Below are 13,094 nucleotides of genomic sequence, written 5' to 3' on the forward strand. Positions count from 1 at the left end.
TAAAAAGCGGACATATTGTCCGCTTTTTACTATTTTACCACTCTTTCGAGGTTCCCGTTTTTATCCATTTGAAATTTTACTTTTTGCTGTCTATCTTCTTCTTGCAAGACAACCATCTTTCGAGCCCTTTCCATGATTTCAATTAATGAACGGTAGTCCTCTTCAATTGCTTTTAAATTTTTTATTAATCTTTCATTTTCTGCTGCAAGCAAGTAGGATTTCTTTTCAAGGTCTTTTAGTTTTTGAATAGACTTTTCCTTTGCCTCCTCGATACTTGAAGCGGCTGTGGCTTGCTTATGAAGGTTCTCTAGATAGTGAAGAACTGCTTGAAAGGTTACACCTTCACTCTTAGCTGACACAGCGGAACTTGTTTCTTCGCTTGCTTCCACTTGTGAGGAGTCCATCTCTTGAGGTATAGTTTGTTTTTTCATTTCTTTACGCTGTTTTTTAGCTAAGTCTATCCCGGATTTATATTGCTTCCTAACAAATGAGTTCCAACGGAATCCGCAGGCTGCAGAAGTTCGCGAAAGCTGTTTTCCCACTTCCTCAAATGCTTGCAACTGTGTCCCACCTTCTCGAATATGCCGTAACACAACTTCTGCAAGCAGTAAATCTTCATCTTGGGACCATGCATCCTGGCGAGTTGGCGACATTTACTATCCCTCCTAGTGTTTTTATTCATACATATGCATCTACTAGAAAAGATAGACTGATATCAGTTTGTCTTTTATTCTTAATTTGGTGTTTTTTTATTAATAAAGCCTTTTACATATTTATGATGTGCCTCACTTTCCCAAAGGACACTGCAATTGCTAACTTCTTTTTCTATTCTTTCCTTAAGCTTACTTTCCCCCCACTTCTGAATCCATATCATTTTATATGATTCTAAAACCCCCAACTCGACTGCTATTAGATTCTCTAAAAAGCTTTCGCAAGCGACGATTGGGTTCGATGAATAGATTTTATCGATAAATCCAATTTCACTTAAATATTTCGCAGATTGAATTTCCGCTTCCATTAAAAGTTTCATGCTGCTTGAGGCTGGTAGTTTTTCGGCTAAAATGGTACCACCGCCCCAACCTGTAGTAATGGCCAGTTTACCCTGAACAAAACCAGCTTTTATTCCTTCTCTCGCTAAACGAAAATCACAGGCAGCTGCTAGTTCACACCCACCACCGACGGCTGTACCATTTAGTAAGGCAATGGTCGGTTTCGTCAGCGTCAGCAAAGAATATAGAAGTTCAGCCATTTTTGAGAGCATTACATATGCTTCTTCTTTTGTATGAAGCTCGTGAAAAACCGATAAGTCCCCTCCAGAACAAAAAGCATGGTCCCCTTCTCCAGTAATCACCAGTGCCTTAATAGCAGGATCATTTGCTAACGATATTGCTTTAGACAATCCATCCATGACTTCATAATTTATTGCATTTCTTTTTTCACTTCGAGTGATTGTAAATAGTAAATAACCCATATCCCTTTTTTCAATTGTATATGACAACTCAACTTCTCCCCCATTCACTAAGTATAGGTATATATGTATAAAAGTTAATTTTACAGGAAACGACAAAAGCACAAGGGCTATTGCGCCTTGTGCTTTTTATCCTAATGGAAATTAGTCGTTAACAACGTCTTTTCCTTTGTATGTTCCGCAAGCTTTACATACGCGGTGGCTAAGTTTCATTTCACCACAGTTTGGGCAACTTACCATACCAGGAACGTTTAATTTAAAATGTGTACGACGTTTTCTTTTTACAGTTTTAGAAGTCCTTCTAAAAGGTACAGCCATTCTTCCCACCTCCTTAAAGAGTATTAAGAAAGTAATGAAGGCCAGGAACGCTGGTTCTTCACTTTGCTTCTTATTTTGCAGATTAAAATTACGAAGAAGAATCGTTTTTGTCAAAAAACTTTGCAAGACCCGCTAGTCTTGGATCAATCTTTTTGGATTGATCTTGATCATGAACAACTTCCCAATCCTTACCGGATTGCGGTGCTGCATCTTCATGATTAACATCCTCACAGAACACCTGCATTGGAACTTCTAGTAAAAGGATTTCTCTAATGACTGGCATTAAATCAATTACTTCCCCTTTTACTTGATATACTTCCTCTTCAGTTGCATATTCTGAACCTTGTAAGAGGAAAGTTTCAGTTGTTTCGACATTAATCGGAAACTTTACATCCACTAAAGTACGAGAACAAGGCAGGATTAAATAACCTTCTATTTTCAAATGAAATGTCACTTTCGTTGAATCAATGTCACCCCGACCTGAAATATGCATCGGAGATACTTCACGAATCGATGGATCCGTTTCTATAATTTCATCAACTCGAATAGTATCATCAATCAGAAAATCCTTGTTTCGATATTTTTGTAATTGGCTTAATGTCCATTTCAATTGAATCACCCCAAGGCAACAAAGGTAATTATAGCCTTCGATTAAATTTTTGTCAATGTTTTTTCTTTACACTTAAAATGTGAATTTGCAATTTACTATTTTCTCAAAAACGACGTCTTCATACTAGTCTATCCAGTTAAATCAGATTACAACCACTGCTGCGCCAATAGTGTAAACGATTATCTTATTATGGTAACTTTTGCTATAATACGATTACTGTTAAATTTACCTGATAAACTTACAAGTAAGGAGATTTTTTGATGAAAGCTGTTGGTGTAATTGTTGAATATAACCCTTTCCATAACGGACACGCCTATCATCTACAAGAAGCAAAAGAATCAGCTCAAGCAAATTTAGTTATTGCCGTTATGAGTGGAAATTTCCTTCAACGTGGAGAACCCGCCCTTGTTTCTAAATGGTATCGGACCAAGATGGCGCTCCTTAATGGTGTGGATATTGTCATTGAACTTCCCTATCAATTTGCCACTCAAAAGGCAGAGACCTTTGCAAATGGTGCAATCTCCATTTTAGAAGCCATTGGCTGTCATTCTCTTTGTTTCGGCAGTGAAAGTGGTGATATTCATTCCTTCTTGCAGACGGTCAACTTTTTAGATAGCCATAAAGAACTTTTTGATGAAAATATTAAAAGGAATATCAAAACAGGTGTTAGCTACCCTAAAGCATTATCGTTGTCTTTTCAATCATTGTCAAGTACTGAAAACCTAGTGAGGTTAGATAAACCAAATAATATTCTAGGCTTTCATTATTTAAAAGCCCTAAAACATCAAAAAAGCTCAATCGTTCCGCTCACAGTAAAAAGAAAAAATGCTGATTATCATGATGAGCACTTTGCGACTGAGACCATTGCTAGTGCGACCAGTATTAGAAAAGCACTCTTTGCTTCGAATGAAAATAATAGCCCCATAGAGCAATACGTACCAGATGCAACAAGTCGGCTTCTCAAAGAGTATCTCAGCGATTACGGACATTTCCATGAGTGGGAAAATTATTGGAGTTATTTACGTTTTCTACTTCTCCATAGCAGTCCAGATGAACTGAGAGAAATTTATGAGGTGGAAGAAGGAATAGAGCACCGATTAATAGCTGCTGCATTAGATGCTGTAACTTTTAATGAATTTATGCAAAAAATAAAAACAAAACGCTATACTTGGACGAGACTGCAAAGGATTTGTTTGCATATTTTAACAAATACAAAAAAAGCAGAAATGAAAAGGTCTGGCGATAAGGCTGCATATCTACGATTGTTAGGAATGACGGGGATCGGAAAAGAATACTTAAATAAATATAAATCCCAATTTACTCTTCCACTCATATCAAAACTATCAGCCTATAAGGAAAGAGATATTTTACTGGATATTAAGGCTTCACGGATATATGCTTTTGGTTTAGGAAATCAGACTAGGGAGAAACTGTTAAATCAAGAATATAAACAACCTCCTATTTATGTAGAGTAAAAAGATGATGCCTATTGGCACCATCTTTTTATTTCATCGGCAGTTTATCCAAATATTTAATCGCATCATCCATTACATCCACTGGAACAATTTTTATTTTTGAATCAATTTCACGGGCTGTCTTCACAGCAAGGTTGTAATTTGAATCTTTGCTACCCTTTTCATTAGGGGCAAAAAAGATTTCAGCTCCCGCCTTGTCGGCAGCGACAATTTTTTGGTCAATCCCGCCAATAGGTCCTACTGTTCCTTCAGAATCAATGGTCCCTGTTCCCGCGATTTTGTACCCTCTGGTAAAATCCTCTTCCATCAACTGGTCATAGATTTCTAATGAAAACATCAAACCTGCAGAAGGTCCACCGATTTCGTCGGTCTTAACAGTTACTTTTGGATCAACAATGATATCCTTATCATCAACCAAAGAAATCCCAATTCCAACCTTTTTTGGATCCCCCTTAAAAGGCTGTACAGATATTTGGACTATCTTAGTTTTATCATTCCTCTTAATGGTTAATTCAAGTGTATTACCAGCATGCTTCTTGGCAACATATTCAATAAAACCTTCTGAGGAGTTGAACCTTTTTCCATCTACTTTAATGATTCGGTCACCAGAAAGTAGTTTTCCCTCTGCCGGCATATCCGGCATCACCTGAACAACATAGACCCCTTTATATTTGTATTCAACCGGATATCCTGCTTTTTTATACGCTACTTCAATCGCATTCAACTTTGAGCCTGCCATCATATGGAGCTGTCTGGCATTATAGTCTTCTTGTGTTTCTGTTTCGTGCAAAATTTCCTCCAAAGGGTAGAGTTCCACATAATCAAATAGCTTAGACTCCATATATGAATAGATATTGGCTCTTCCCATTCTTACAGTTGTCAGCATAAAGCTGCCCTTTCCTTCTTCTCTATTCTCAACTTGAATGATAGGAGCTAATTTTTTTGCTTTACCTGGCTTTGAAACGTAATAAGGTAATGAAAAAAATATGGCTGCGATCATCATTAATGTTAGTACAATGGAAGTTCCTACAAATATTTTTCTTCCCATTACACCTTTACCCCTTCCATTTATTTATAACATTTTTTATTTGCACTATTTGTTTTTTTGCTTCTTCTTCTCCAAGTGCGATGATCTCTTCAATATTGGTGAATGCACGGGAGCTATATACCTCAACATGCGGACGAATCATGATATCCGAAGCGATTTCGCGATTATTGATGATTTCTGTTTGCATAATATCGATACTTTGCATAATGACGTCGTAGATGGAGGTAATTTCCGCATTTCTCTTTACCCTGGATACATCAACCGCAATTACGATATCCGCTCCCATTTCTTTCACCACTGATACTGGCACTCGATCTGATACCCCGCCATCAACTAAAATTCTCCCATTATATTTTTCAGGTACAAAAATTCCCGGAATAGCGATGCTTGCTCTAACAGCCTCTGCAACAGGACCTTGTTTAAAAACAACTTTTTCACCTGTAAGTAAGTCGGTTGCAACTATTCCTAATGGAATCGATAAATCCTCAATATTTTTCCCATGTGTAAAAACCCTAATGAAATCCTTTACCCGTTTCCCAGCAATAAAACCCATTTTTGGAACAGTAAAATCTAAAAAATACTTTCTCCTAAAAGCCGTTGATAATTTATATAAACGCTCCATTTCAATACCAGCTCCATAAAAACTGCCCACAAGCGCTCCCATACTACTGCCTGCGATAAGATCAATAGGAACTCCAGCTTCCCTCAAAACCTTAATAACCCCTAAATGGGCAAATCCCCTTGCCCCACCAGAACCTAGCGCTAATCCGATTTTAGGCTGTACCATAACGTTCCCACCTTTTCATATGCTTTTAGCATGATGATGATAAACAAAATATGTTAGGAGAAATCTCGTTCAATCTTATGGTCTAAATTAGCGTTCTATGAGTATATTTGTGTTATATAGGGACAAGTCGAGACTTTTTTCAGAATGAATAATCCTTATTTTAACATTATTTGTTTATACAGTATAACAAAATCCCCCGAGAGGAGGCTATGCTTTGTTTCGTTCTTCGAAGTTAAAAACGATGTTTTTAGCTATTTCTGCCATTATTTTAGCAGGTTCCTTGATTACGTATCCTAAGGAATCGTTTGAAGCCTCTATCCGTGGTCTAAATATGTGGTGGGAAATTGTTTTCCCTTCCTTGCTACCGTTTTTTATTGTTTCAGAAATGTTAATTGGTTTTGGTGTAGTCAAATTTATTGGAGTATTATTAGAACCCCTCATGAGACCTTTATTTAAAGTTCCTGGTGTAGGAGGGTTTGTTTGGGCAATGGGAATGGCCTCGGGATTTCCAGCTGGTGCCAAACTGACAGCAAGAATGCGGCAGGAAGGTCATTTAACACAAATCGAAGCAGAAAGGCTTGTATCCTTTACTAATTCATCCAATCCATTGTTTATTTTCGGTGCGGTAGCTGTTGGGTTTTTCCACGACCCGCATTTAGGTGTATTATTAGCTTTAGCTCATTATTTGGGGAATATTTGTGTTGGTCTTATCATGCGTTTTTATGGGAAGGAAACTCCCGTTAAGGGGAAGGACAAGCAGGGGAAATTTATTGTAGGGACTGCTTTATCTGCCTTACATCAAACTAGATTAAAAGACAAACGCCCAATTGGAAAACTTCTTGGAGATGCTGTCAATTCTTCGATTCAAACTTTGCTTATGGTGGGCGGATTTATCATTTTATTTTCAGTTATTAATAAACTACTTTTTCATCTACATATTACCGCTATACTCGCAAAAGGTTTTGATATCATCCTTTCAGCACTTTCGTTCCCCGATATGCTTAGCATTCCATTTATCTCTGGTTTATTCGAAATTACACTAGGGAGCGATTTAACAAGCAGAGTTATGGACGCTACACTACTGCAGCAAGCAATTATTACCAGCTTTATTCTAGGTTTTAGTGGTTTTAGTGTTCAGGCTCAGGTTGCTAGTATTATAGCCCAGACAGATATTCGCTTTAAACCTTTCTTTTTTGCCAGAATCGTCCAAGGGATATTCGCTAGTCTTTTTGCCTTCCTTTTATGGAAACCTATATATGTCCGATTTTATGAAACAGAGCAGCCGTCCAATGCAATCCCGGTTAGCTTCTTTGAAGAAGGTACCATTCTCCATTCTTATTTCTATAGATTGATTGACTGGGGCCCACTAATTACAATTTTTTCTCTAAGCATTTATGTACTCTTACTATTCAATCGATTACGGAATAGCAGATAGCCCTGGATGACCAGGGCTATTCGGAAAGATTAGCGATTAAATTTTTTATTTAATGCCGCTTCGACTAATGGTGGTACGAGCTCTGATATTTTACCATTGTACTTTGATACTTCCTTAACGATACTTGAGCTTAAAAATGAATATTGGCTGTTTGTCATGATAAAGAAGGTTTCAATTTCATCATTAAGCACTCTATTCATCGAGGTAATTTGCATTTCATATTCAAAGTCTGAAACGGCACGTAGCCCACGAATGATCGCATTCGCATTAACAGCCTTGGCATAATCTACTAAGAGACCAGAATGTTCATCGACCTTCACATTTGGCAGATCCTTTGTTACTTCCTTTATTAGATTCATACGCTCCTCAACACTAAAGAGCGGATTTTTTGATGAATTGTTCATAACACTTACATATATCATATCAAATACTTTTGCGCCTCTTCTGATGATATCTAAATGACCATAGGTAATTGGATCAAAACTCCCTGGACAAACAGCAATACTTGCCATGAAAAACTCCCCCCTTATTCCTCACTTAATCGAGAATAAATCGTTATCGCAATGATTCCATACTTTTCATGCTTCGTTTGTAAGTACTCTCCGACAGTACCTGGTAACTCAACATCATGACCGTGTTCGCAGATAATGTATCCACTATCTCCTATTAACTTGTTCTCTGATATTTTTTGCATCAAACTGATTAACTGCTGCTTTTTATACGGCGGGTCTAAAAATATGTAATCGAAACAAATCTCCCTTTTGATTAGTGCTTTTAACGCTCTGTCTGCATCATTTCGATATACTTCGGCCTTATCTTCCATCTTACAGGCTTGGATATTCTCATGAATCGTTTGGATTGCCTTTGTGTCTCGATCAACAAATACCACTTTATCTAAGCCTCTACTTAATGCTTCCAGACCTAATCCACCACTGCCAGCGAAAAGGTCCAATCCTACTCCACCTTCAAAATAGGGTCCTATCATATTAAATACTGCTTCTTTCACTTTATCAGTAGTTGGTCTGGTAGTACTTCCTGGAACAGCTTTTAATGCCCTTCCTTTACAAACACCTGAAACGACTCTCACGATTATCACCACAATTTTTCAAAAAATCTTATTTCTACAATATCCTATCACAATTGAATACACTAGCCAACTGCCTGATTATTTCCGAAAAATTATTTTAAAATACGTATAAGCTTTTTCGTTGTGGAGATAATGTAAGTAACAACATCAATTCGAGGATGTTGTTGCCAACCGCGGAGAAGACTTACGTTTCCCCATAAGTTCTTCCTCCGGTTTCTCCTCTCCCTTTGCCTTCTATCCTGAATAAGGATGTAGAAGGACCCTGCAGATTTATGTCTGCAGGGTTTTTTCTTTTGTTTAAAGATTTAAAGTCAAAAATATGATAAAGTATGGGATGAAATCAATGTATAAGGAGAGGTAGCTTTGATACAACGCTTTATAGAATTAGGTGAGGGCTATTCGGATATCTATGAGTTACTTGAATTAGCGAAGGCCAATCAACATAGGCTGCTTCATATGATGGCCTTTCATACGGTAATGAATGAAAAACAAGTGACATCATTAGCAGTCGTATTACAACTCACTGATCCAGGAAAATTCCAAGCACTTTATATCTGCCGTGAAGGGATTCCCAATCCAAACTTCATTCCAAATAAAAGATATGAATTATTTCAACAAATTGCAGACCAACTTGATAAGCAAATTATTCAACTATCTGTTAAACCTTCAACTATCTTTCATGAAAAAGAATTGTACTATCAGCATTTAATCGCCATTTTAAGACTAAATCATTATATTAAACCTCTCCAGTAAAAAAACTTCAGCGCAGATAGCGCTGAAGTTTTTTTATATACCCATTTTATAATCATATTCTTTTGCTTTATCTGGTGCTGCATTTTCAAATTCCATTTTTAAGAAAGGCTTATATGACGGTTCCACTTTCTTAACAAATGAAAAGGAATTTATTTTTTCCATAATTCCTTCAAGTTCATCTTGATTACAATACAGTACAACATATTTTAATTTTTTAGAAACGTAATGAACATTACCGAATCGTCTTAACATTTTTGCTTGCTTTAAGGAGTATAGCCAAATAACTAATCCTTGCCTCTTAACGAACATACTTTTTTCCCCTTCGATAAACCATCATTTTAATAAGTCTAGCATATTAAAACACTCTTTATCAATGCTCTTTTCTGATACTAATAAAAAGGTAAGAAAAAACGGCTTAATGATTTTTTAAGCCGAATCTTTTTTAAGCAGAACAGCTACAGCTTCCACCGCCGCCACAGCCTGTACCATGAGATCCATTATCAAAAAATGGGTTACCGGAAGGAACCTTAATATTTTTAGAAACGGCACCACCGACATACATGCTTATTTCATCAAGTAAATATTGCAGGTCCGTTTCTGCTAATTTAAAATCAGCAACATTTTGATCTAAGTCCATTTCCCGTTTATATTCCCGAATTTGACTCATCACCCTTTTATAATCGGGGTGATATTTACCAAAACGCTGCACCTCTTCATAAATGTCCTTAAGGTTTACAAATCGTTTTATTTTCTCTTGCGTTTCCTTACTATTTTGCATTTTATATAAACAAATTTGATATTGTTCAACAATATCAGATTCTAATACCATTTGCGCCAAGCTTTCAGCGTATTCTACTAGTTCTACTCTTTCTGATGTAGCAATCATCCACGCCCACCTCCATTCACATTTTAACATGAATAGAGGTTGAATGTGAAATAAACGCTCACTTAGGGATATTTACCAAGAACTCCTTCGTTAATCCGTAAGGTACATTTTTTAAGTCAACCACTTCAAGTTTCACCTGATGATTCCCTGGAGACAAGCCTTTAATGATAAAAGCAGCTGTGTTAACTTCTCTTGCTTTTTTCCCATCCAGCCAAATGACAAGTTTACCAACCTTCTGGTTTTGTTGTTCAGATTCCCTAAAGCTAATTCCAGATAATATACATTCTACAAACACATTATTATCCTTAATTTTGGATTGAACAAGCAAAGAAGGGGGCTGGTTTTCATTTTGATTAAAGCCAGACATAATTCCCAACATCAAGATAGATAGGAGAATAAATCCTATAAACTTTTTCAATACAATCACTCCTTTTACTTGTATTATTAACCTTGGTTATTATTTTTACTCTTAACGGCAAAAAGACCACTCAAGGTGGTCCTACGTCAACTTTGGTCTTTCATTGACTGAAGCATATAAAACATCATCGAAGCCATTTGAACATTGTTTGTAAATTTCTCCACCTTATGCGGAATCGTCTTTTTAAAATAGTGAAGCGACTCAATTTCTAACTTCTGTAAATCATGGGGGTTTCTAGACAGTTTTCGATACCAAAGCGGTTGTTCTCGGATAAATTTTTTTAATTCTTTTTGTTGATTTATATATTCTAATACATCTCTTCTCATGTGACTTTTCCCTTCAGTTAGTCTTTACGGAATGAAAACGGATGTTTATGTTCAATTTTTGATTGAACTGGTTTAGATTGGTTTCCTTGAAATTGAGAAATAACTCCCTGGATAGCTCCAAGCGCTTGACTTAAGTTATTTACATAATGCTGGATTTGGTCTGGATCCATTTTTTGCATGCTTCCAAGGATTTTTGACATCCAATCCCCTTTTGTCTCTTCTTCTGGTTCTACATGAGAACTCGTTTTCGCACCCAACTTTTCCCAACGATTATCTTCTTCACCGAGCAGGAACCAATCCTCATACATTTCCTGCCAGGTTGAGTTTCCATTCCGTACTTCCTTAATTAGCGCCGGGTTATTTTTCACAAATTCTTTAAATTTTATCACAGAAGGATGTAAATTTTTCTGCATAATACCTCACCCCTGCCCAAATCAATTGCCTACTATACGATATGTGCCAAATAAAAAATTGTGAAAATCTTACTTGCTGTAAAATTTGTTTTTTTAGTGGTAAAATGACTTCAGAATTAGATATGAGAGAGGGATTGTAATGGAGAATAAATTACGGCAAATTTTAGATCATTGTATTGATACGGGGTCAGAGAAAGATTTAGCTGCCCTTGCTCATGTTTTAGAAGGATTTCAAAATAAAATTGATAACGATTACACTCAATATATTGATGGGTTACTTCATATGGAAAGAAAAATCGATAAGGAAAAGAAAACCTGTGAAATCACAGTTCCATTAAATGCTGTTTGGAATAATTCATTAGACATTGTTCATGGTGGAGTCACTGCCACGCTTCTTGATACAACAATGGGAACAGTAGTAAACGCTATTCTCCCTGAAGGGTATGGGGCTGTGACCAACCAATTAAATATTCATTACATCGCTCCAGGTATTGGTGATACCCTCCATTGCAAGGCAGAAATCATTCATCATGGAAGTAAAACGATGATAGTAGAAGGTGAAATTTATCGTCCAGATGGTAAAAAAATAGCCCATGCAACAGGCACATTTTTCATCATTCAAAAATTAGCATGAGGAGAATGAACAAAAATGGTTACCGCAGTTGTTATACCTATTATTTGCCTTTACTTCTATTGGATAACGAGAAAAGAAATGAAACTAAATGACAGCAAATGGCTGGCGTCTGCTGATGTTCAAAATGAAGCAATTCTAACAGGTGAAATAAAAAGCATTACCCAAGAGAAACAACGTTTTTATTATCATCGCTATATCTTTATCCAGGAACTTAAACTCCAATCAGAAACAAAGTTAATTTCTGCAAAAAAAATAATCCCCATTCAAAACAACACGGAGATAGATAACTTTTCGATCGGAGAGGTAATCCGTGTTTATGGTTCTTGGGAAGGAAACCATTTCCACTTTAATGAATATGAAAAAGTAAAGAATAAAAGGTGACGAAATTCGTCACCTTTTATTCTTGGAGCTATTCTTGAGATTTATTAATAAAGTTTTGGGTGTAATATTTTTGATATACACCAACACCTAAATGAGTATATTCTTCACTTAATAAGGACTCACGATGCCCTTTACTATTTAACCATCCTTCAGCTACTGCCGGACCATCGTTATAATTTACCGCAATATTCTCACCAGCAGATTTATACGCTACATTTGCCGCTTTAAGTCTATCAGAAAGACTGCCAAATTTCTTAGATGTATGGGAAAAGTCATCACTATCGGACATATCCTTACTATGCCCATAGGCAACCACAGAGGTCTTCTCGTCCCACATTAGCATCTTAACATTATGGCGTAGACGCATAACGTTGGTTATATCAAGGATTTCCCTCTCTGTACCTTCTTCAATCATGTTCCACATTTCTTCACTCGGCTCGTCTGGTTCAATTAATTCCCCGCTAAAACTAAGTTCATAAGGTCGTTGCTTTACTAACATTTCATCAGTTAAAAAACGGACGCTTGATAGACTCCCGGTAAACTTATCAATATATAATTGAACAAAAATATCCCCCAATTTAATTAATGGTCGAATATTTAAATCTGTATCATTTAATTCAAACCGATAAGAATTTCCATTAATATCAATATCGATGTTCGTAGCGATTACCTGTGAATTAAAGATTTCCTCAATTGGCTGTCCTAGTTTAAAGGGTGTGACATCCATATTTTCACCTATAGCATATATGGTTACAACTTTGTTGTTCTCTACCCCTACCTGAACATAACGAGCGTAGTCTGTATTATAAATGTACCATTGATAACCATATAAAGATTCATCAATTCTTTGTGGTTCACCCAGCATTTCTTTTAATTGTGCAAGACTTTGACCCATTAATACACCCATACCACTGTTTGGACGTTCAGTTGTAGTTTGCTGCTGTATTTTTTTATCCTGATTTTGATATAATGATTTATTCATTTCTAACGTAGGTTCATCAGTTATTAAAATTTCATTATCGCCATTTTCATTTATACTCACATAAAAACCAATA

The 13,094-nt window shown here is 36.5% G+C and carries 19 protein-coding genes; 5 read left to right on the forward strand and 14 right to left on the reverse strand.

The window, feature by feature from the left end:
* Positions 1–29 precede the first annotated feature (29 nt).
* From BLR86_RS02860 to BLR86_RS02875, 4 genes are all read right to left on the reverse strand, one after another.
* On the reverse strand, positions 30–653 hold the full coding sequence (locus BLR86_RS02860; RefSeq protein ID WP_090758126.1) for an RsfA family transcriptional regulator: 624 nt from the start codon (positions 651–653) through the stop codon (positions 30–32).
* A gap of 80 nt (positions 654–733) precedes the next feature.
* Positions 734–1,498 (reverse strand): enoyl-CoA hydratase/isomerase family protein, encoded by a 765-nt coding sequence (locus BLR86_RS02865; protein ID WP_254782205.1) that lies wholly within the window; start codon positions 1,496–1,498, stop codon positions 734–736.
* 114 nt (positions 1,499–1,612) lie between these two features.
* Positions 1,613–1,786 carry a 50S ribosomal protein L32 gene (gene rpmF, locus BLR86_RS02870; RefSeq protein WP_063251584.1) on the reverse strand — a complete coding sequence of 58 codons (174 nt, stop codon included), beginning with the start codon at positions 1,784–1,786 and terminating at the stop codon, positions 1,613–1,615.
* 88 nt (positions 1,787–1,874) lie between these two features.
* Complete coding sequence (locus BLR86_RS02875; protein ID WP_090758127.1) at positions 1,875–2,396, reverse strand: YceD family protein; 522 nt, start codon at positions 2,394–2,396, stop codon at positions 1,875–1,877.
* A 260-nt stretch (positions 2,397–2,656) separates the two neighbouring features.
* Here BLR86_RS02875 and BLR86_RS02880 point away from each other — a divergent pair, with 260 nt between their 5' ends.
* Positions 2,657–3,871: a nucleotidyltransferase gene (locus BLR86_RS02880; protein ID WP_090758128.1), complete on the forward strand. Its 1,215-nt coding sequence runs from the start codon at positions 2,657–2,659 to the stop codon at positions 3,869–3,871.
* Positions 3,872–3,899: 28 nt separating this feature from the next.
* Here BLR86_RS02880 and BLR86_RS02885 read toward each other — a convergent pair whose 3' ends face one another.
* Both BLR86_RS02885 and BLR86_RS02890 read right to left on the reverse strand, forming a co-directional pair.
* Entirely contained in the window at positions 3,900–4,919 is a 1,020-nt protein-coding gene (locus BLR86_RS02885; protein WP_090758129.1) for a SepM family pheromone-processing serine protease, read from the reverse strand.
* Positions 4,920–4,926: 7 nt separating this feature from the next.
* Positions 4,927–5,706 carry a patatin-like phospholipase family protein gene (locus tag BLR86_RS02890; protein ID WP_090758130.1) on the reverse strand — a complete coding sequence of 260 codons (780 nt, stop codon included), beginning with the start codon at positions 5,704–5,706 and terminating at the stop codon, positions 4,927–4,929.
* Between the two features lie 214 nt (positions 5,707–5,920).
* Between BLR86_RS02890 and ylbJ the strand changes: the two genes are divergently transcribed.
* A complete protein-coding gene (gene ylbJ / locus BLR86_RS02895; RefSeq protein ID WP_090758131.1) occupies positions 5,921–7,141 on the forward strand; it encodes a sporulation integral membrane protein YlbJ in 1,221 nt (406 codons plus the stop codon).
* Between the two features lie 29 nt (positions 7,142–7,170).
* On the opposite strand, the gene coaD is transcribed toward ylbJ, so the two are convergent.
* Positions 7,171–7,653 (reverse strand): pantetheine-phosphate adenylyltransferase, encoded by a 483-nt coding sequence (gene coaD, locus BLR86_RS02900; protein WP_090758132.1) that lies wholly within the window; start codon positions 7,651–7,653, stop codon positions 7,171–7,173.
* Positions 7,654–7,667: 14 nt separating this feature from the next.
* Entirely contained in the window at positions 7,668–8,228 is a 561-nt protein-coding gene (gene rsmD / locus BLR86_RS02905; RefSeq protein WP_090758133.1) for a 16S rRNA (guanine(966)-N(2))-methyltransferase RsmD, read from the reverse strand.
* Positions 8,229–8,591: 363 nt separating this feature from the next.
* Here rsmD and BLR86_RS02910 point away from each other — a divergent pair, with 363 nt between their 5' ends.
* Complete coding sequence (locus BLR86_RS02910) at positions 8,592–8,981, forward strand: DUF7147 family protein (RefSeq protein ID WP_090758134.1); 390 nt, start codon at positions 8,592–8,594, stop codon at positions 8,979–8,981.
* Positions 8,982–9,014: 33 nt separating this feature from the next.
* Here the strand turns inward: BLR86_RS02910 and BLR86_RS02915 are convergent, their stop codons facing one another.
* The 5 genes from BLR86_RS02915 to BLR86_RS02935 form a co-directional block, all read right to left on the reverse strand.
* On the reverse strand, positions 9,015–9,290 hold the full coding sequence (locus tag BLR86_RS02915) for a YlbG family protein (RefSeq protein WP_090758135.1): 276 nt from the start codon (positions 9,288–9,290) through the stop codon (positions 9,015–9,017).
* A gap of 133 nt (positions 9,291–9,423) precedes the next feature.
* Positions 9,424–9,867, reverse strand: coding sequence for a YlbF/YmcA family competence regulator (locus BLR86_RS02920; protein WP_090758136.1), 444 nt, complete (start codon positions 9,865–9,867; stop codon positions 9,424–9,426).
* A gap of 58 nt (positions 9,868–9,925) precedes the next feature.
* Positions 9,926–10,285 carry a hypothetical protein gene (locus tag BLR86_RS02925; protein ID WP_090758137.1) on the reverse strand — a complete coding sequence of 120 codons (360 nt, stop codon included), beginning with the start codon at positions 10,283–10,285 and terminating at the stop codon, positions 9,926–9,928.
* Positions 10,286–10,371: 86 nt separating this feature from the next.
* Positions 10,372–10,611, reverse strand: a complete 240-nt coding sequence (locus tag BLR86_RS02930; RefSeq protein ID WP_090758138.1) for a YlbE-like family protein — start codon at positions 10,609–10,611, stop codon at positions 10,372–10,374.
* Between the two features lie 17 nt (positions 10,612–10,628).
* On the reverse strand, positions 10,629–11,024 hold the full coding sequence (locus tag BLR86_RS02935) for a YlbD family protein (protein ID WP_368086743.1): 396 nt from the start codon (positions 11,022–11,024) through the stop codon (positions 10,629–10,631).
* A gap of 139 nt (positions 11,025–11,163) precedes the next feature.
* On the opposite strand from BLR86_RS02935, the gene BLR86_RS02940 reads away from it, so the two are divergent.
* Complete coding sequence (locus BLR86_RS02940) at positions 11,164–11,658, forward strand: PaaI family thioesterase (protein WP_090758140.1); 495 nt, start codon at positions 11,164–11,166, stop codon at positions 11,656–11,658.
* 15 nt (positions 11,659–11,673) lie between these two features.
* Positions 11,674–12,039 carry a hypothetical protein gene (locus BLR86_RS02945; RefSeq protein ID WP_090758141.1) on the forward strand — a complete coding sequence of 122 codons (366 nt, stop codon included), beginning with the start codon at positions 11,674–11,676 and terminating at the stop codon, positions 12,037–12,039.
* 28 nt (positions 12,040–12,067) lie between these two features.
* Here the strand turns inward: BLR86_RS02945 and BLR86_RS02950 are convergent, their stop codons facing one another.
* The gene (locus tag BLR86_RS02950; RefSeq protein ID WP_254782206.1) at positions 12,068–13,081 is read right to left on the reverse strand and encodes a CAP domain-containing protein; all 1,014 of its coding nucleotides are present in this window, start codon (positions 13,079–13,081) and stop codon (positions 12,068–12,070) included.
* Between the last annotated feature and the right edge of the window lie 13 nt (positions 13,082–13,094).

This window comes from Bacillus sp. OK048, from assembly GCF_900103525.1.
Lineage (GTDB): Bacteria > Bacillota > Bacilli > Bacillales > Cytobacillaceae > Neobacillus.